We start from the raw sequence: 17598 nt of genomic DNA on the forward strand, positions 1-17598 counted from the left end.
AGCGAGCGGGCCATCAACCGTTCATACAGCGCGGGGGCGACGCGAACGAGGAACCGGGTCAGCTTGCCGACCCTTCCGAGCACCACGAAACGACGGCGACGCTCGACGGCGCGGAGGACCGCGTCGGCGACCTGCTCGGGGGACAGCATCGACCCGACCCGCGACTGGGGATGATCCGTGATCGACCCGTCCCCGTCGAGGGTGCGGAAACGAAACGGGGTGTCGACAAAGGTGGGAGCAACGATCGTCACGTCGACGCCGGTGCCGCGCAGCTCGGCGCGCAGCGTTTCGAGGAACCCGCCGAGGGCATGCTTGGACGCCACATAGCCGCTGCGGCCGAGCAGGGGAGCGAACCCTGCCACCGAACTGATCGCCACGATCGCTCCGTGCCGCTCGACGATCGAGGCGAGGGCCGCCTTCGTGGCGTGCACCGCCCCGAAGTAGTTGACCTCCATGACGCGGCGCAACACCGAGACCTCGGTGTCGGCGAACGCGCTGCGGTGCGTGAGACCGGCGTTGTTGATCAGCACGTCGACACCGCCGAGGCTCGTGACAACGTCAGCCATCGCGGCCTCGACCTGCTCGGAGTCGGTCAGATCGCACACCACCGTCACGGCGGCCGGCAGCTGCGAACCGAGAGCGGCGAGTCCCGCCTCGTCGACGTCGAACAGGACCGGGCGCGCCCCGGCCTCGGTGAAACGCCGGGCCATCGCCGTCCCGAGGCCTCCCGCGGCTCCGGTGATCACCACGACGGCGCCGGTCAGGTCACGGCCCGCCACGGCGTCCTGCCAGGAACTCGTCGAAGACCTCCGACGTGGTCTTGCGGGGCACGTAGCCGAACTCGTCCTTCAGCCGCCGGTTCGCCAGGACCGGTCGGTAGCAGAGGAAATCGACCTGTTCGGGCCCGTACTGGGTGAGGCGCAGACGCCGCAGCACCGCCAGCGCCGTTCGCACGACCCCGGCGGGCATCGCCACGTAGCGTTTGCCCATCCGTTCGGCCATCTCGGCGAGGGTGAGGACCCCGTCGCCGGCGAGGTTGAACACGCCGGTCAGGTCGGTGAAGATCCCGCGTCGCAGGCACCCGACGACGTCGTGGTCCCAGATGAGTACGAACGGTGTCGCAGCCCCGCGGATTCCCATGATGATCGGCCGGTCGAACAGGTCGGTGATCTGGTTGCGGGTGCCCCGTCCGAGGATGGTTCCGGGACGGAAGACGAGCTGGCCCAGCTCGGGGTGCCTGGAGCGCCACGCCGCCAGCATCTCCTCCACCTGCCGCTTGTGGTCCGCGTACGCGAACTCGACGTTGCCGCGCAGCGCATCGTCCTCGTCGAGCCACTCCGGGTTGTCTGCGTGGTATCCGTAGGCGGCACCGGAGGACGACACGATCACCTTGCGCACCCCGGCGCCGAGACACGACTCGAGCACGTTCTCGGTGCCGCCCACGTCGATCGAGTACTCGAGGTCCCGATCCGGTGTGCGACCCGGTGTCACGATCGCCGCGAGGTGCACGACGGTGCCGACGTCGTGTTCGCCGAGGACCTGCCTCAGCGACGGGTCGCGGATGTCCATGGTGACGTAGGTGATGCCGTCGAGCCGCTCGGCGGGTTCGCGAACATCCATCGCGACGATCGTCGTGAGCCGGCCCGGATCGGCGGCGAGCGATTCGATCAGCAGGCTTCCGACGTATCCGCCGGCGCCGGTGACGAGGACCGATCGGGTCATGCCGTGGCGGTCTCGATCTCGACCGGTCTGCGGGACCAGAAGCCGGCGAGGGTCAGCCCCGCGATGATGTGCCAGATGCCCCACCACGCCGCGATGAGTGCCATGCCGCCGAGCCCGTCGAAGAAGTTGAAGATCAGAATCAGCGCGAGGGCGGAGTTCTGCAAGCCGACCTCGATGGTGACGGCCCGCAGATCACGCTGGTTGAGGCGGGCAAACCGGCCGGCGACGTTGCCGAGGGAGAAGGCCAGCGTGTTGTGGAGGAAGACGGCGAACACGACGAACCCGATGTAGGTGACGAAGTTGTTCCAGTTGTTCGCCAGGGCGACGGCCACGAACCCCATGAACACGATCACCGAGACGGTCTTGAACGGTCCCCGAACCTTCGCGGCGATCCCGGGCCACCGCCGTGCGATCACCATGCCGACCACGAGGGGGATGCCGAGGATCACGAAGATCGTCATGAACAGGTCGAGTGGCCCGAGGGAGACCCGCTTGAGGATCTCGGCGGTGTCCGGGTTGAGACCGCCCCAGAACGCGAAGTTGAGGGGGGTCATCACGATGGCCGCCGCGGTGGAGACCGCCGTCATCCCGACCGACAGGGGAGCGTTGCCGCCCGCCAGGTAGGTCATCAGGTTCGACAGGTTCCCGCCCGGGCACGACGCCACGAGGATCATGCCGAGAGCGATCGACGGCGCCGGATGCAGGATCAGGGTGAGCAGGTACGTGAACGCCGGAAGCAGGATGAACTGGGCGCCGAGGCCGATCGCCGGCGGCTTGGGCTGGCGCACGAGTCGCTTGAAGTCTTCGATGTCGAGGTCCATGGCCATGCCGAGCATCATCAGGCCGATGAGGACGTTCAGCATGAGCAGGCTGCTCTTGTCGAAGTTCAGGGTGAGCTGATCGATCACGTCATTTCCCTTCCGGCTCTTCGTGCATCTTCTTGAAGTGCATCAACCCTGGCGCCCACAGGTGCTTCTTCGGGTCGACATCGACGTGGACGACCGCGCACCCTCCCACGGCGAGACTCCGCTCGATCGCCGGGCGCAACTGTGCGGGGTCGGCGACCCGCTCGCCGTGCGCACCCATCGATCGGGCCATGGCGTCGTAGCCGATCTCGCCGAGCTCGGTGTTGATCGTCTCGTCCGGGTCGAGCGACTTGCGGACCAGCATCTTGACCGGGTGCCGGGCCATCGACTGGGACATCTTGACCATTCCCCACTGGCGGTCGCTGACGACCAGGAACACGATGTGGTTGCCGTTGCGGACCGCGGTCTCGATCTCCTGCAGGTGGAACCCGAAGGCCCCGTCCCCGATGATGCAACACACCTGACGGTCGCCGAACGCCTCCGCGGCCCCGAGGGCCTGCCCGAGGCCGGCGCCCAGCATCCCGAAGTGCGGGGTCGACAGCATCGTGCCGGGGGTGCGCACCCGCAGGAAGAAGTTCGCCCACACCGCCGTGTTGCCGCCGTCGACGACGAAGATCGCGTCGTCGTCGAAGACCTCCATGCACGTGGCGGGGACGTGTGCGGTGTTCATCGGGACGGAGCGGTCCTCGAGGTGCTTGGCGAGCTTGGCGTCCTTCTCGGTGCGTGAAGCGATGAGCCGGTCCACTTCGGATCGGCGCGCCTCGACAAGCGTGTCGTCCTGTTTTCCTTCGAGCGCCTTGGCGAGCGCTTCGAGGAACGCCCCGGCGTCGCTCGATATGGCCAGATCGACCGGCCTGTTCACTCCGAACGCCGCCTCGTCGACATCGACCTGGATCACCTGCTGATCCTGACGCCAGTAGGGTGCCTTGCCCCACCAGTCGGTCTCGCCGATGCGTGAGCCGAGTACGAGGACGACGTCCGCGGCGTTGCGCACCTCGTTGGTCGCCTCGATGGCGGTGATCGGCCACACGAGCGGGGAGGTCTCCGACATCGATCCCCGCCCGCTCCACGAGGTCGTGACCGGAGCGTGCAGCAGCTCGGCGACGGTGGCGAGCCGATCGTAGGCTCGGGCATGGATGAGGCCGCCGCCCGCATGGATGATCGGCAGGGTGGCCTCGGCAAGGCGCTGGGCGGCCCGCTCGACGAGTTGGGGGTCCGGCAGGAGAGGTTCGACGCGCCGGTACCGGCGCGGCTGCCACACGGGTGCCGGCCTGGTCTTGCCGTTCATGATGTTCTGGGGAACGTCGAGGTGCACGACCCCGGGGCGGCCGCGGAACGACTCGCGCAGTGCGGTGCGCAGGAGCTCCGGAACACGCCCTGCCGAGGATGCGCGTGCGGACCATTTCGCAATCGTGATCGCTCCGACCTGATCGAAGTACTGGTAGGCGCCGCCCCGGTCGGGGTCGGTGATCGCCAAACGCCGCGAGCTCGTGATCAGCAGGACCCGGTTGCCTTCCGCGTTCTCGACGGCGATGCCGGGGAGTGCGTTGGCGACGCCGGGGCCGTTGCTCGCGATGGCGACACCGAGTCGGCCGGTGAGCCTGGCGTAGGCGCCCGCCATGTGCAGCGCGGTCGTCTCGTGCCGGGGCGTCACGAGCGGGATCCCCTTGGTTTCGAGACCGTTGAGCAGTCCCATGTAGGTGCCGTCCGGCAGGCCGAATACCTTCTCGACGCCTTCCGCGACGAGCACGTCGGCGATCAGGTCGCCACCGGTCACAGAGCCCATTCCCACCTCCTGTACCGGTGCGAGCCTAACGGGCGGGCGGCGGCGGGGCCCCCGAGAGCCGGGACTAACCTTCGCGTCACGATGATCGAATCGGGAAACCGGGTGCCGGATACACGTCTGCTGGACCGCGACGGGAGGCGATATGCGCTGTACGATCTCCTCGACCGGCCGACGCTCGTGATCGTTTTCAAGACCACATGCTCCACCTGCCGGCTGGCGCTGCCGGTGTTCGATCACTGGCGCCGGTACGAGCCTGCGGTGAAGATCCTGGCCGTTTCGCAGGACCCTCCGGCGCTCACCGATGCGTTCTTCGAGGATCTGGGCGTCGGTTTCGAGACCCTGTACGACGAGCCTCCGTATGCGATGTCGAACGCGTTCGGTGTGATCGCCGTGCCGTCGCTGGCCCTGATCGAGCATGGGCACGTGACCTGGTCGACGCACGGATGGATGCGTGCCAAGGCCGAGGAACTCGAGACGCTGCTCGCCACGCTCGCGGGCAGGAAGCCTGCGCTCGTCGGTGCCGACGACCTCCCGGTGCTGAAACCCGGTTGAAGTGGAAAGAACGTCCTCTAGGTAGAGGACTCGAGATGGTGGGGGCTGTCGCCTCCGATCGATGAGAGGAGTGAATCGTGGACTATCGCATCGAGCGGGACTCGATGGGCGAGATGCAGGTGCCCGCCGGCGCCTACTACGGGGCGTCGACCCAGCGTGCCGTCGAGAACTTCCCGATCTCCAAGCTGCGGTTCGGACGCCGGTTCATCTGGGCGCTCGGGCTGATCAAATGGGCCGCCGCGAAGGCCAACAAGGAAATGGGCCGCTACGACGCCGAGAAGGCCGACGCCGTGATGCAGGCCTGCGACGAGGTCATGGACGGCAAGCTCGACGCCGAGTTCGTCGTCGACATCTTCCAGACCGGGTCCGGCACGTCGACGAACATGAACGCCAACGAGGTGATCGCCAACCGGGCGACGGAGATCCTCGGTGGGGAGCTGGGCTCCAAGCTCGTGCACCCGAACGACCATGTCAACAACGGGCAGTCCTCCAACGACGTGATCCCGACGGCCATCCATATTGCTGCCACGGGCGCCGTGCGGGAAGACCTCCTTCCGGCCCTGGGCAAGCTCGCCGCCTCGCTCGACGCGAAGGCCGAGGAGTTCAAGGACGTCGTCAAGACGGGACGCACCCACCTGATGGACGCCACCCCGGTGACGCTCGGCCAGGAGTTCTCCGGCTACGCCACCCAGATCCACAAGGGCGCCGAACGTATGGAGAAGGTCCTACCCGAGCTGGAGGAGCTGGCGCTGGGCGGCACCGCGGTCGGTACCGGGCTCAACGCACCGGTCGGCCTCGTGCCGCTGATGATCCGCCACATCGCCGACCGCTCCGGCTATCCGTTCCGTGAAGCCGACAACCACTTCGAGGCCCAGGCCGCCAAGGACGCGGTCGTGGCGACGTCGGGCATGCTGAAGACGGTTGCGACGTCGCTGTTCAAGATCGCCAACGATCTGCGCTGGCTGTCGTCGGGCCCCCGCACCGCGATCGGTGAGATCCGGCTCCCGACGTTGCAGCCGGGCTCGTCGATCATGCCGGGCAAGATCAACCCGGTCATCCCGGAGGCGGTCATGCAGGTCGCCGGACAGGTGATCGGCAACGACGTGTCGGTGACGTGGGGCGGGGCGAACGGCAACTTCGAGCTGAACGTGATGATGCCGCTGATGAGTTACAACCTCATCGAGTCGATCGACCTGCTCGCCAACGTGTCGACGGTGCTCGCCGAGAAGTGTGTCGACGGGATCGAGGCGAACGTGGAGCGGGCGACCGAGCTGGTCGAACGTGACATCATCATCATCACGGCGCTGGCGCCGCACGTCGGGTACGACAAGGCGGCCGACATCGCCCACGTGGCGATGGACACCAACCGCGGTGTGCGCGAGGTCGCGCTCGAGATGAGTGGGCTGTCCGCCGAGGAACTCGACAAAGTCCTCGACCTGAAAAAGATGACCGAGGGCGGCGTCCTCTAACCCCCCATTGAACCCAGGGTTCGTAGGGGTCGTGGCGACCCCCCTGAGCCCTGGGTTCAGCGCGCACTGGAAGAGTGTGATCGTTCCATCCGTCAATAGGGTCGATGGAGGGGTATGTTGGGATCGTGAGGGCCGGCCCATCGCCGATCCCTCGAGTCGGACACGCATGGCCAACTGCAGGAGGTGCGATGGACATTCCGCGAGATCATCTGGTCGACATGTATGAGACCATGGTGAAAATACGACGCTTCGAGGAGCGGATCAGGGAGATCTACTTCGAGGACAAACTTCCGGCATTCGACATCGCGGCGGGCCTCATCCCAGGAGAGATGCATCTCTCGGCCGGCCAAGAGCCGGTGGCGGTCGGCGTGAAACCGCACTTGAAGGCGGGCGACGCGATCACCGCCACCCACAGACCCCACCACGTAGCCATCGCGCAGGGTGTCGACCTCAAGAAAATGGCGGCGGAGATCTTCGGGAGAGAGACGGGGTTGGGCCACGGCAAGGGCGGCCACATGCACCTGTTCTCGGTCGAACCGAACTTCGGCTGCTCGGGGATCATCGGCGAGGGCATGCCGGTCGCCTGTGGTGCGGCGCTGGCGTTCAGTCGGCGCGGCACCGACAACGTGGCGTTGTCGTTCTTCGGCGACGGCGCAGCCAATCAGGGTGCATTCCACGAGTCGCTCAACCTGGCGGCAACCTGGAACCTCCCCGTCGTGTTCATCTGTGAAGACAACGGCTACGCCATCTCGGTGCCCAAGGCCGCCGCCACGGCCATCCCGAACAACAGCGACCGCGCGTGCGCGTACGGGATCCCCGGCGTCCTCGTCGAGGACAACGACCCCGTGGGCGTGTACGAAGCCGTGGGGGAGGCGATCCGCCGGGCGCGAAGCGGAGGCGGGCCGACCCTCATCGAGGTGAAGACCGATCGCTTGTGGGGGCACTTCGAGGGCGACGCCGACGCGTATCGCAGCGACGAGTTCAAGAAGGCCATGGCGGAGCGAGATCCGCTGGTCACCTTCGGTCGGCGACTTCTCGACGAGGGGGTCCTGAGCGAATCGGATGTCGACAGTATCCGTGAGCGGATGTACGGCGAAGTGGAGGAGGCCCTGGAGTTTGCCCAGTCGAGCCCGTATCCGCAGCCCGAGGACGCTCTCAACCACGTCTTCGCTTGAGAGGGGAGGTCGCATGACAACAGCAACCGACCGCAAACTGACCACCCAGAAGGCGATCGCGGAAGCCATCGCCCTCGAGCTGGAACGCGACGAATCGGTCCTCGTCATGGGTGAGGACGTCGGCGTCTATGGGGGCATCTTCGGGTCCACCGAGGGTCTCCTGGATCGCTTCGGTCCGCAACGAGTGATGGACACACCGATTTCCGAGACCGGATTCATCGGCGCGGCCGTCGGAGCCGCCGTCAACGGGCTCCGCCCGATCGCCGAGCTCATGTTCGTGGACTTCTTCGGCGTGTGCATGGATCAGATCTACAACAACATGGCGAAGATCCACTACTTCAGCGGCGGCAACGTCAAGGTGCCGATGGTGCTCATGACCGCCGTGGGTGGCGGCTATTCGGACGCCGGACAGCACTCGCAGACGCTGTGGGGAACGTTCGCGCATCTGCCCGGGATGAAGGTCGTCGTTCCCTCCAATCCCTACGACGCCAAGGGACTGATGATCTCGGCGATCAGAGAGGACAACCCCGTCATCTACATGTTCCACAAAGGCGTTCTCGGCCTGGGCTGGATGACGAACAATCCTCGGGCCACCGGCCCGGTCCCGGAGGAGGCATACGAAGTCCCGATCGGCAAGGCGGCGATCGCTCGGCCGGGCAACGATGTGACCGTGGCGACGGTCGGGCTGTCGGTGCACCGGGCGCTGGATGCCGCCGAACTGCTCGAAGAGAAGGGGATCTCCGCCGAGGTGCTCGACCTTCGTTCGCTGGTGCCGCTCGATCGTGAAGCGATCGTGGCGAGCGTCCGCAAGACCCATCGTCTGATGGTGGTGGACGAGGATTACCAGAGCTTCGGGATGAGCGGTGAGGTGATCACCACGGCCGTGGAGGGTGCATTCGACTATCTCGATGCGCCGCCCGTGCGCGTGGCGACGCCCGACGTGCCGATCCCCTACAGCCACCCGCTGGAGGAATGGACGTTGCCGTCGGTACGGCGGATCGTCGCCGGAATCGAACGATTGACGACGGGCTGAGCCCACATGGCCATCGATGTGCTCATGCCGGTGATCACCGACGCCGGAGAGGATGCCGTCGTGACGGCCTGGTTCGTCGACGAAGGCCAACCATGTGAGGACGGCCAGCTCATCGCCGAGGTCCAGGCGGAGAAGGTGGCCGCGGAAGTCCGCGCTCCTGCCGCCGGTCTTGTGGTCGACCCGGTCGACATCAATGAACCGGTGGCGCAGGGAACGCCGATCTGCCGGATAGCCGCCGCAGGAGAAGGACCTCCTGTGGCGGCGACCCCGACTCGCGTGCCCGAGGCGGTCGGAGAGGCGCCGCCAACGCTCGCCTCACCCGCCGCACGGCGGCTCGCCAGGGAGCTCGGCGTCGACCTGGCCGGTCTGTCCGGCTCCGGGCCGGGAGGCCGGATCACCGAGGCGGATGTGCGTTCTGTCGAAGCCGAACGTGGCGCGCCCGACACCGGGGTCGCGCTCGCGGGCCTTCGCGAAGTCGTCGCTCGCAACATGCGGCGGGGGCACCTGGAGACGGCCCCGGTCACACTCCATTCGTCCATCGTGCTGAGCGGCGGTGTCCCGGCGCACGTCACCGCGTCCGTCGTGAAGGCGGCGGCGGTCGCGCTGCAGGAGCATCCCGCGTTGAACGGCGTGCGCGAAGGGGACCGGTTCACCGCGGCTACGACCGCGCATGTGGCCGTGGCGGTGCAGACCGACGACGGCTTGGTGGCTCCGGTCGTGAGGAGCCCGGCCGGCCGGACGGTGGGCGAAATCGCCGAAGAGATCGCAGAGTTGGCGGGCCGGGCGGCGGCCAAGGAGCTGGCGGCAGTCGACTTCGAGGGCGGTACGTTCACGGTGACCAATCTGGGGCGGTGGGGGATCGACGGATTCACACCGATCATCAACCTTCCCCAGGTGGCGATCCTCGGCGTGGGAGCGGTGCGCACCGGCCCGGGATTCGACCAAGACGGGGCGGTGATCGCCGAGACTCGTGTGGTGCTGTCGCTGACGTTCGATCACGCATTCGTGGATGGGGCGCCTGCCGCCGCGTTCCTCCAGCGTGTCGGCGAGCTGTTGGCGGTGCGTAGCTAACAACTCGACCTCTGGGAGTCTGCCGAGTACGCGCCTGTACTCATCTGAACCCAGGGCTCGTAGGGGTCGTGGCGACCCCCCTGAGCCCTGGGTTCAGCGCGAGGGGCGGGAGATCGCGAAAACCAACTACCCCTTCCCACGACGCGGACGACAATTGCGCGCCACAATATGAAAGGTGAATCAGGTCTCAACTTCGGATAGCGTCACACTTCCGCCCACCGCGCGCGGAAGAGCGACCCGCCAGGCACTGCTCGACGCCGCCGAAGAGGTCTTCGGCGAGTTCACCTACGAGCGGGCCTCGGTCGCGGAGATCACACGGCGCGCCGGCGTCGCCCAGGGCACCTTCTACGTCTACTTCCCCGACAAGAAGGCGGCCTTCATCGAGCTGGTGAAAGAGCTGAACCACGGACTGCGCAAGGCCATCGCAATGTCGATCGAGGGCCTCACCGACCGCATCGCGATCGAACGGACGGGCTTTCGCACCTTCTACGACTACGTGTCACGCCACAACGCCCTCTACAAGATCGTGCGCGAGGCCGAGTTCGTCAGCCCCGAGATCTACCGCTGGCACTACGGGCGCCTCGCCGAAGGCTACGTCAAGGGCCTCGAGGCGGCGATCGCCGACGGCCAGCTCCGCCCGGACCTCGACGTCCACACCATCTCCTACGTGCTCATGGGCATCGCCGAATTCACCGGAGGCCAATGGGTGCTCGGCGAGGGACGGCCACCCCCCGACGACGTATTCGAACAGATCATCGGCTTCGTCGAACGGGGCCTCGACGCCCAGAAGGGAACGACACGGTGACCAGAGACATTCGTGCGAGCACGATCACCACCTCCAGGATCAGGACCAGGGTGCTGACATGCGGCCCCGACGGCGGGACCCCGGTGCTCTTCCTGCACGGCAACCTGTCGTCGGCGACCTGGTGGGAATCGACGATGATCTCCCTCCCGGCGGGCTACCGGGCGATCGCCGCGGACCAACGCGGGTTCGGTGACGCCGACCCCGACGCGAAGATCGACGCGACCCGTGGCCTCGGGGACCTCGCCGAGGACACGATCGCCCTGCTCGACCAGCTCGGCATCGAGCGCGCCCACCTCGTCGGCAACTCGCTCGGCGGCGTCGTCGCATGGCGCCTCATCGCCGAGCACGCGAGCCGCTGGATCACCGTCACACAGGTCGATCCCGGCTCACCGTTCGGTTTCGGCAGCACCAAAGACGCCGAAGGGACCCCCTGCTGGGACGATTACGCGGGCTCCGGGGCCGGGCTCATCAACCCCGAGTTCGTCCGTCTCCTCGCCTCGGGCGACCGCTCCACCGACTCGATGTTCTCCCCCCGCTCGATGCTGCGCACCGCCCTGCTCGCCGAGCCCCGGGTCCTGGATCGTGAGGACGCCATCGTCGACGCCATGCTCGCCACCCACCTCGGCGAGCACGACTATCCGGGCGACGCCGTCGAATCGCCCAACTGGCCGTTCGTCGCCCCCGGCGTGTGGGGCCCCAACAACGCCCTGTCGCCCAAGTTCACCGCGGAGGCGGCCGGCGTCGTCGCAGCCGCACCGAAACCGCCGATCCTGTGGATACGAGGCGCCGGCGACCGCATCGTCTCCGACGCGTCGATCACCGACCTGGGGACGCTCGGCCCGACCGGGGTGATCCCCAACTACCCGGGCGCCGACGTCTATCCGCCCCAGCCGATGGTGGCCCAGATCCGGCACATGCTCGACGCCTACGCGGCGGCCGGCGGCACGTACGAGGAGGTCGTCATCGATCGGGCGGGACACATGCCGTTCCTCGAGCGGCCCGACGAGTTCAACGCCACATTTCACCCCTATCTCCAATCCCATGGGTAACAACGTTCAACGACACATCTCGCCCCCATCCCCAATCCAGTAGGTAATGAGGAGGAACGAATGAGAATCAACCGACTGCGGCTCCCGGCGCTGCTCATCGTGATGGCGGTCATCGCGGTGGCGTGCACGAGCGGGGCCACGACGACCACGACGCAGGCGGCAACGACCACGACGCAGGCGGCAACGAGCACGACACAGGCCGTGACGAGCACGACACAGGCTGCGACGAGCACGACGGCCGCGCAGGCGGCGGCCGGCGGTGTCAACTGTGACAAGCCCGTCACGGTGGGCGTGATCACCGACCAGACCGGCCCGCTGGCGATCTACGGTGCACACATCCTGCGAGGCGTGCCGATCGGATTCGAGTACGCGACCGGCGCCGCCGGGACCGACGGCGTCTACAAGCTGGACAACTGTGAGATCCGTGTCGTCTTCAAGGACGACCAGACCAACCCCGAGATGAGCGCCACGGACGCCCGCGAGCTCATCGAGGTCGAAGGCGCCGACATCCTCATCGGGACGGTCAGCTCCGGCGTGACCGCCACGCTGCAGGAGATCGCCCGAGAGAACGACGTCATCCTGATCGCCGCACCGGCGGCGGCCAACGACCTGACCGGTGCCAACTTCAACCCGAACACGTTCCGCGTGTCCCGCAACAACTACCAGGACGCGATCGCGCTCTGCCAGTACCTCACCAAGGAGTACAGCACGTTCGTGCAGATCGCCCCCGACTACTCCTTCGGGCGTGGTGGCGCCGCGGCGCTGCGTGACGCATGCACCTTCTACGGCGGGACGTTCCCGGCCGACGACGTGTTCGCTCCGGCCGACACGACCGACTTCACCCCCTACATGGAGCAGATCGCCGACGTCGACGCCCAAGCCCTCCTCGTGACCTGGGCCGGCGGCGGGTTCGTCCCGTTGCTCCAGGCCGCCGTGGACCTCGGTGTGCTCGACAACAAGGTGCTCGTGTCACCGTTCGTCGACAACGTCGTGCTGCCCGTGTTCTTCAAGAACGCGATCGGCTCGACCTCGACGATCCTGTACCACTACACCCTGCCGAACAACCCGATCAACGACTACCTCGTCGATCAGGACCAGGCCCAGTTCTCGACATACCCTGATCTGTTCGACGCCGACGGGATGAACGCGGCGCTCCTCGTCGTTGCGGCACTCGAGGCCACCGGTGGGGCGGCCGACGCCGACTCGCTACGCTCCGCCATGGAAGGGTTGCAGTTCGACGGCCCCAAGGGCACGATCTTCATCCGTCCCGAGGATCACGTTGCGATCCAGGACATGTACGTCGTGACGCTCAAGAACGTCGACGATCCGGAGTTCCGCTACTTCGACTACGTGGAGACACTGCGGCCCGAGCCGCCCTGCCTGCTCGAAGGCGAGTACAAGTCCCGGTGCGGCGATCTGCCGGTGGGAAGCCTGAGCGGGAACTGATCCGATACGCCGGGGGCGGACCGGACGGTCCGGTCCGTCCCCCACACCTATGGAGATGTGACGGTGGGTGAGGTCATTCTCGAGACGCGCGGACTTCGCAAGGAGTTCGACGCGCTCGTCGCGGTCGACGACGTGGACATTCGCATCGAAGCGGGTGCCTTCCACTCGATCATCGGTCCGAACGGGGCGGGCAAGACCACCCTGTTCAACCTGATCAGCGGCACGATGCAACCCACCCGCGGCCAGGTGCTGTACAAAGGCAGGGACATCACCCGTCTGCACGCCCACCGGGCCATCCACCTGGGGATCGGCCGCTCGTTCCAGATCACCAACCTGTTCCCCAACCTCACCGTCCTGGAGAACGTGCGCCTCGCCGCCCAGGCGATGGGCCACGACAACTTTCGAATCCTGCGCTCCCACCGCAAGTTCACCTCCTATCTGGATCGTGCCGCCGAGGTGCTCGACCTGGTGGAGCTCGCCGACCGGGCGGCGTTCCCCGCACGCGCCCTGCCCCACGGCGACCAGCGGAAGCTCGAACTCGGCATGATCCTCGCCCCGAACCCGGAGGTGCTCATGCTCGACGAGCCCACCGCGGGGATGGCCGCCGAGCAGGTCCCCGGGCTGATGCGCCTCATCGCCTCCATCCAGGAGGCCGGCGACAAGACGGTCGTGCTCGTCGAACACAACATGAATGTGGTCATGAGCGCCTCGGATCGCATCACGGTGATGCATCACGGTTCGGTCCTCACCGAGGGGTCCCCCGAAGAGGTCGCCGCCGACGAGAACGTCCAGACCGCCTACCTGGGCAGCCTCTTCGGTGGCGGCATGCCGGAAGGCACGACGCCATGAACCTGCTCGAGCTCCGTGACGTCGACACGTTCATCGGCCAATACCACATCCTCGAAGGCGTCTCCCTGGACGTCCCCGAAGGGTCCATCGTCGCGCTGCTGGGACGCAACGGCGCCGGCAAGACCACCACGCTGCGCACGATCATGGGACTCACTCCGGCCTCGTCCGGTTCGGTGCGTTTCGCCGGCGAGGACATCACCGCGCGTCCCGCCTACGAGATCGGGACGCTCGGGATCGGCTACGTGCCCGAGCATCGGGCGATCTTCTCCGATCTGACCGTCGAGGAGAACCTGCGTCTCGCAGAACGTCGAAAAGGCGACCTGGCCCGCAAGGCCGACCTCATCTTCTCGCTGTTCCCCGACCTGGAGCGCCTCGCACGACACTCCGGCACGAAACTGTCGGGCGGGCAGCAGCAGATGCTCGCCGTCGCGAGGGCGCTGGTTCCCGACAACCGCCTCCTGCTCATCGACGAGCCGAGTGAAGGCCTCGCCCCCGTCCTCGTCGAACAGATGGTCGAGGCGATCCGGGCGCTCTCGGACCACACGACGGTGCTGCTCGTCGAACAGAACTTCGCGGTGGCGAGCTACGTCGCCGAGCACTACGTGATCGTCGAGGAGGGCACCAGCGTCCTTTCGGGCGCCATCGCCGACCTCGTCACCGACAAGGAAACGATCACCCGCTACCTGGGGGTCGCATGACCGCCCCGACAGCGTCGTCCAGGCGAGCCGTCTGGTTCCACCGCAACCGGACACGCATCACCGTGCTCGCCGTGCTCGGATTCCTGTTCCTCGCCGCGCTCGGAGGCCTGGACCGTGAAGACTGGCTGATCACGATCCTGCGGGGTCTCGCCGTCGGGGCGATCACCTTCCTCGTCGCGTCGGGACTGTCACTGATCTTCGGACTGATGGACGTCCTGAACCTGGCCCACGGCGAGATCTTCATGCTCGGCGCCTACCTCGGATGGACCGTCTACACACGCCCCGACACGGTCGTCGACGTGTTCGTCCCGATGCTCCTGCTCGGAGCGCCGCTGGTGTTGATGCCGTGGCTGCGTCGCGGCGCCGCACGACTGCGCGGCGGCGGGAGACGTAAGGCGCTCGCCGTGGGGCTGCTCGTCGCCGGTGCAGCCGGGACGGTGGCCGCGGTCGCCCGCTTCCCGCTGGCGATCTGGAACCCCGGCGTGTACACGCAGAGCCCGATCACCTACTCGCTGGCGATCGACATGGGGACCCTCGCGCCGCTGCCCAGAGGCTCGTTCGCCGGGTCGCCGCTCCTGGTCGTCGTCGGCCTGCTCGTCGCCGTCGTCGTGTTCGCCGTCGCCCTCCAGGCCCTGGCCGGCAGGCCGGGCGGGACGGCGCGCGTCTCGCCCCGACGTCTCACCGTCTCGCTCGCGATGGCCGGCGCCGCCGTCGCGCTGCTCGTGGCGCGCGACCCGGTCGTCGGATGGCTGTTCACCCTGAGTACGACCACACGGTTCCTCCTCGCGATCGTCGTGGCGGTGCTGCTCGGCGGCGGCCTCGGCGCGATCATCGAGGTGACCCTGATCCGCCCCCTGTACGAGCGTCCCATCTATCAGCTCATGGTGACTCTCGGGCTGGGGTTCGTCCTCATCGAACTGGTCCGCTCCGTGTGGGGACGGCCCGAGTTCACGATGGCGAAACCCGCCGCGTTCGCCGGGACCGGCGCCGGTTGTCCCGCCGAAGGGTTCCGAGGGCTGTTCAGCGGCTGTTCGACGGTCAAGATGTTCGGGGGGAGGGTGCGGACCTACAACGAGGCGTTCGTGATCGCGGTCGGGGTCCTCGTGCTCGTCACCGTCGCGCTGATCCTGAAGCGGACCCGCATCGGCATGATCATCAGGGCCGGTGTGCAGGACCGCGAAATGGTCGAGGCGCTCGGCATCAACGTGCGGCGCGTCTTCACGCTCGTGTTCGCGATCGGGACCGGTCTCGCCGCCCTCGGCGGTGTCATCGCAGCCCCTTCGATGGGACTGTCACCGCAGATGGGCGGCACCCTGCTGCTGCTGGCACTCATCGCGCTCGCGATCGGCGGGCTGACGAGCTTCCCCGGCGCGGCGGCGGGAGCCGTGCTCGTCGGGCTCGTCCAACAGTTCATCATCCGCTACGGACAGATCGGCATCGACCTTCCGTTCCTCGCCGAGCCGTTCAAACCGTCTCCGCCGCTCGTGCCAGCGTCGACGGTGCTGCTCATGGTCGTGATCCTGCTGCTGCTGCCCAACGGCCTGTTCGGAAAGAGCTCACGATGATCGCGACCCTGCTCAGACGCCGCCGGTGGCTGATCGTCGTGACGCTCGCCGCGGTCGTGTTCCCGTTCGTCGTGTCGATCCTCGTCGACGGTGCCGGCCCCGGCGCGGTGCTCAGCAACCAGGACGGCAACGCCAAGTTCCTCGAAGGTCTCGCCATCGAGATCTTCATCCTCGCCCTGTACGCGATCAGCTACGACCTCGTCCTCGGCGTCGCCGGGCTGCTGTCGTTCGGGCACGCCATGTTCTTCGCCGTCGGCGCCTACACGATCGGGATCATGCTGCGCAGCTTCGACATGGCGTTCCTGCCCGCACTCGGCGTCGTGCTGATCGCGGCGATCCTGCAGGCCGTCCTGTTCGCCATCGTGCTGCCGCGCGTCAAGGGGATCACGTTCGCGCTCGTCACCCTCGGCCTCGCGTCCGCGTTCGCGATCATCATCCAGTCGACCGAACTGGCCGACTACGCCGGCGCCGAGATCGGTCTTCAGGGGGTCATCTCGCCCGCCTGGCTCGACACGACCACCGAGCGGTTCCGTTTCTACCTCGTCGCCCTCACGATCCTGGTGATCGTCTACGTCGTCTACACGCGCCTCGTCGACTCGCCGACCGGAAAGGTTCTCGCCGGGATCCGCGAGAACGAGGACCGCGCCTCGATGCTGGGGTACAACACGTTCTGGTTCAAGCTGACCGCCCTGCTCGTGGCGTCCATAACCGCGGCGTTCGCCGGTGTGCTGCACACGCTGCACCAGCCGATCGTCACCCCCAACATCGCCGGTCTCGGCTGGACGGTCACCGCCCTGCTGGTCATCCTCATCGGCGGGGTCGGGACGGTGAGCGGAGCGGTCGTCGGCGCCGTCGTGTTCCGCCTCCTGCAGTTCTACCTCGACCGCTGGTTCGGCGGCGCCTCCAACATCCTGATCGGGCTCGCCTACATCGCGCTGGTTCTCTACCTGCCGTTCGGAATCGTCGGAACGTGGCGGGCGAGATCGCTCCAGATCGCCGCCGGACGCAGGAGACTCCTGTCGCGGCTCACCGGCAGGCACCCCGCCGCCGGGGGAGGGGGGTCCTGATGCCCCTCGACACGCTGCTCGCGCGCCATGCCCGCTACTACCCGGACAAGACGGCGGTCGTCTTCGGGGGCCACCGTCTCACGTTCAGGGAGTTCGACGTTCGGGTCAACCGTCTCGCCAACGCCCTGGGCGGGCTCGGGATCGCCAAAGGCGACAAGGTCGCGACCGTCCTCGACAACTCCCTGGAGCTGCTCGAGGTCTACCAGGCGGCCGCCAAGACAGGCATCGTGGTGGTCCCGCTCAGCCCGCTGCTGCGCGCCGGCGGCCTCTCGAACCAGATCGTCGACTCCGACGCCGTCGCGGTGATCACCCAGAGATCGATGGTGCCCCACGTCGACGCGGTACGTGACCGGCTCGGCGGCGTCGACCGGTTCATCCTCACCGACGCGACCGGTGTGCCCGGCTACGGCTCCTATCGAGAGCTCGTCGCGCACGCATCGGACGG

General features: G+C 67.2%; 16 protein-coding genes and 1 pseudogene (1 of these 17 only partly in view). 13 read left to right on the top strand and 4 right to left on the bottom strand.

The window, feature by feature from the left end; translation table 11 throughout:
* The 4 genes from GXP34_00430 to GXP34_00445 form a co-directional block, all read right to left on the bottom strand.
* Positions 1 to 779, bottom strand: a 779-nt coding sequence (locus GXP34_00430) for an SDR family oxidoreductase (GenBank protein ID NOY54439.1), incomplete at its 3' end; no start/stop codon positions are given.
* Positions 766 to 1722 (bottom strand): SDR family oxidoreductase, encoded by a 957-nt coding sequence (locus tag GXP34_00435; protein NOY54440.1) that lies wholly within the window; start codon positions 1720 to 1722, stop codon positions 766 to 768. The genes GXP34_00430 and GXP34_00435, both read right to left, overlap by 14 nt.
* Positions 1719 to 2585, bottom strand: coding sequence for a bile acid:sodium symporter family protein (locus GXP34_00440; protein NOY54441.1), 867 nt, complete (start codon positions 2583 to 2585; stop codon positions 1719 to 1721). Before GXP34_00440 ends, GXP34_00435 begins: the two co-directional genes overlap by 4 nt.
* A gap of 46 nt (positions 2586 to 2631) precedes the next feature.
* Positions 2632 to 4374 (bottom strand): thiamine pyrophosphate-binding protein, encoded by a 1743-nt coding sequence (locus GXP34_00445; protein NOY54442.1) that lies wholly within the window; start codon positions 4372 to 4374, stop codon positions 2632 to 2634.
* An 81-nt stretch (positions 4375 to 4455) separates the two neighbouring features.
* Between GXP34_00445 and GXP34_00450 the strand changes: the two genes are divergently transcribed.
* The 13 genes and pseudogenes from GXP34_00450 to GXP34_00510 form a co-directional block, all read left to right on the top strand.
* Positions 4456 to 4926: a TlpA family protein disulfide reductase gene (locus GXP34_00450; GenBank protein ID NOY54443.1), complete on the top strand. Its 471-nt coding sequence runs from the start codon at positions 4456 to 4458 to the stop codon at positions 4924 to 4926.
* 74 nt (positions 4927 to 5000) lie between these two features.
* The gene (locus GXP34_00455; GenBank protein ID NOY54444.1) at positions 5001 to 6395 is read left to right on the top strand and encodes a class II fumarate hydratase; all 1395 of its coding nucleotides are present in this window, start codon (positions 5001 to 5003) and stop codon (positions 6393 to 6395) included.
* Positions 6396 to 6583: 188 nt separating this feature from the next.
* Entirely contained in the window at positions 6584 to 7570 is a 987-nt protein-coding gene (locus GXP34_00460; protein ID NOY54445.1) for a thiamine pyrophosphate-dependent dehydrogenase E1 component subunit alpha, read from the top strand.
* Between the two features lie 13 nt (positions 7571 to 7583).
* On the top strand, positions 7584 to 8603 hold the full coding sequence (locus tag GXP34_00465; protein NOY54446.1) for an alpha-ketoacid dehydrogenase subunit beta: 1020 nt from the start codon (positions 7584 to 7586) through the stop codon (positions 8601 to 8603).
* Between the two features lie 6 nt (positions 8604 to 8609).
* Complete coding sequence (locus GXP34_00470; protein NOY54447.1) at positions 8610 to 9674, top strand: hypothetical protein; 1065 nt, start codon at positions 8610 to 8612, stop codon at positions 9672 to 9674.
* Between the two features lie 175 nt (positions 9675 to 9849).
* Complete coding sequence (locus tag GXP34_00475; GenBank protein ID NOY54448.1) at positions 9850 to 10479, top strand: TetR/AcrR family transcriptional regulator; 630 nt, start codon at positions 9850 to 9852, stop codon at positions 10477 to 10479.
* On the top strand, positions 10377 to 11528 hold the full coding sequence (locus GXP34_00480) for an alpha/beta hydrolase (GenBank protein ID NOY54449.1): 1152 nt from the start codon (positions 10377 to 10379) through the stop codon (positions 11526 to 11528). The genes GXP34_00475 and GXP34_00480 overlap by 103 nt, the downstream gene beginning before the upstream one ends.
* 60 nt (positions 11529 to 11588) lie before the next feature.
* A complete protein-coding gene (locus GXP34_00485; protein ID NOY54450.1) occupies positions 11589 to 12974 on the top strand; it encodes an ABC transporter substrate-binding protein in 1386 nt (461 codons plus the stop codon).
* 63 nt (positions 12975 to 13037) lie between these two features.
* Positions 13038 to 13823 carry an ABC transporter ATP-binding protein gene (locus GXP34_00490; GenBank protein ID NOY54451.1) on the top strand — a complete coding sequence of 262 codons (786 nt, stop codon included), beginning with the start codon at positions 13038 to 13040 and terminating at the stop codon, positions 13821 to 13823.
* Entirely contained in the window at positions 13820 to 14521 is a 702-nt protein-coding gene (locus GXP34_00495) for an ABC transporter ATP-binding protein (protein ID NOY54452.1), read from the top strand. The genes GXP34_00490 and GXP34_00495 overlap by 4 nt, the downstream gene beginning before the upstream one ends.
* Positions 14518 to 16086: a branched-chain amino acid ABC transporter permease gene (locus GXP34_00500; protein NOY54453.1), complete on the top strand. Its 1569-nt coding sequence runs from the start codon at positions 14518 to 14520 to the stop codon at positions 16084 to 16086. The genes GXP34_00495 and GXP34_00500 overlap by 4 nt, the downstream gene beginning before the upstream one ends.
* The gene (locus GXP34_00505) at positions 16083 to 17153 is read left to right on the top strand and encodes a branched-chain amino acid ABC transporter permease (protein NOY54454.1); all 1071 of its coding nucleotides are present in this window, start codon (positions 16083 to 16085) and stop codon (positions 17151 to 17153) included. The genes GXP34_00500 and GXP34_00505 overlap by 4 nt, the downstream gene beginning before the upstream one ends.
* Positions 17153 to 17598 (top strand): annotated as a pseudogene (locus GXP34_00510) (AMP-binding protein); it runs 1075 nt beyond the window's last position. The gene GXP34_00505 and the pseudogene GXP34_00510 overlap by 1 nt, the downstream one beginning before the upstream one ends.

The sequence above is a fragment of the Actinomycetota bacterium genome, from assembly GCA_013152275.1.
Taxonomy (GTDB): Bacteria; Actinomycetota; Acidimicrobiia; order Spongiisociales; family UBA4744; genus BMS3Bbin01.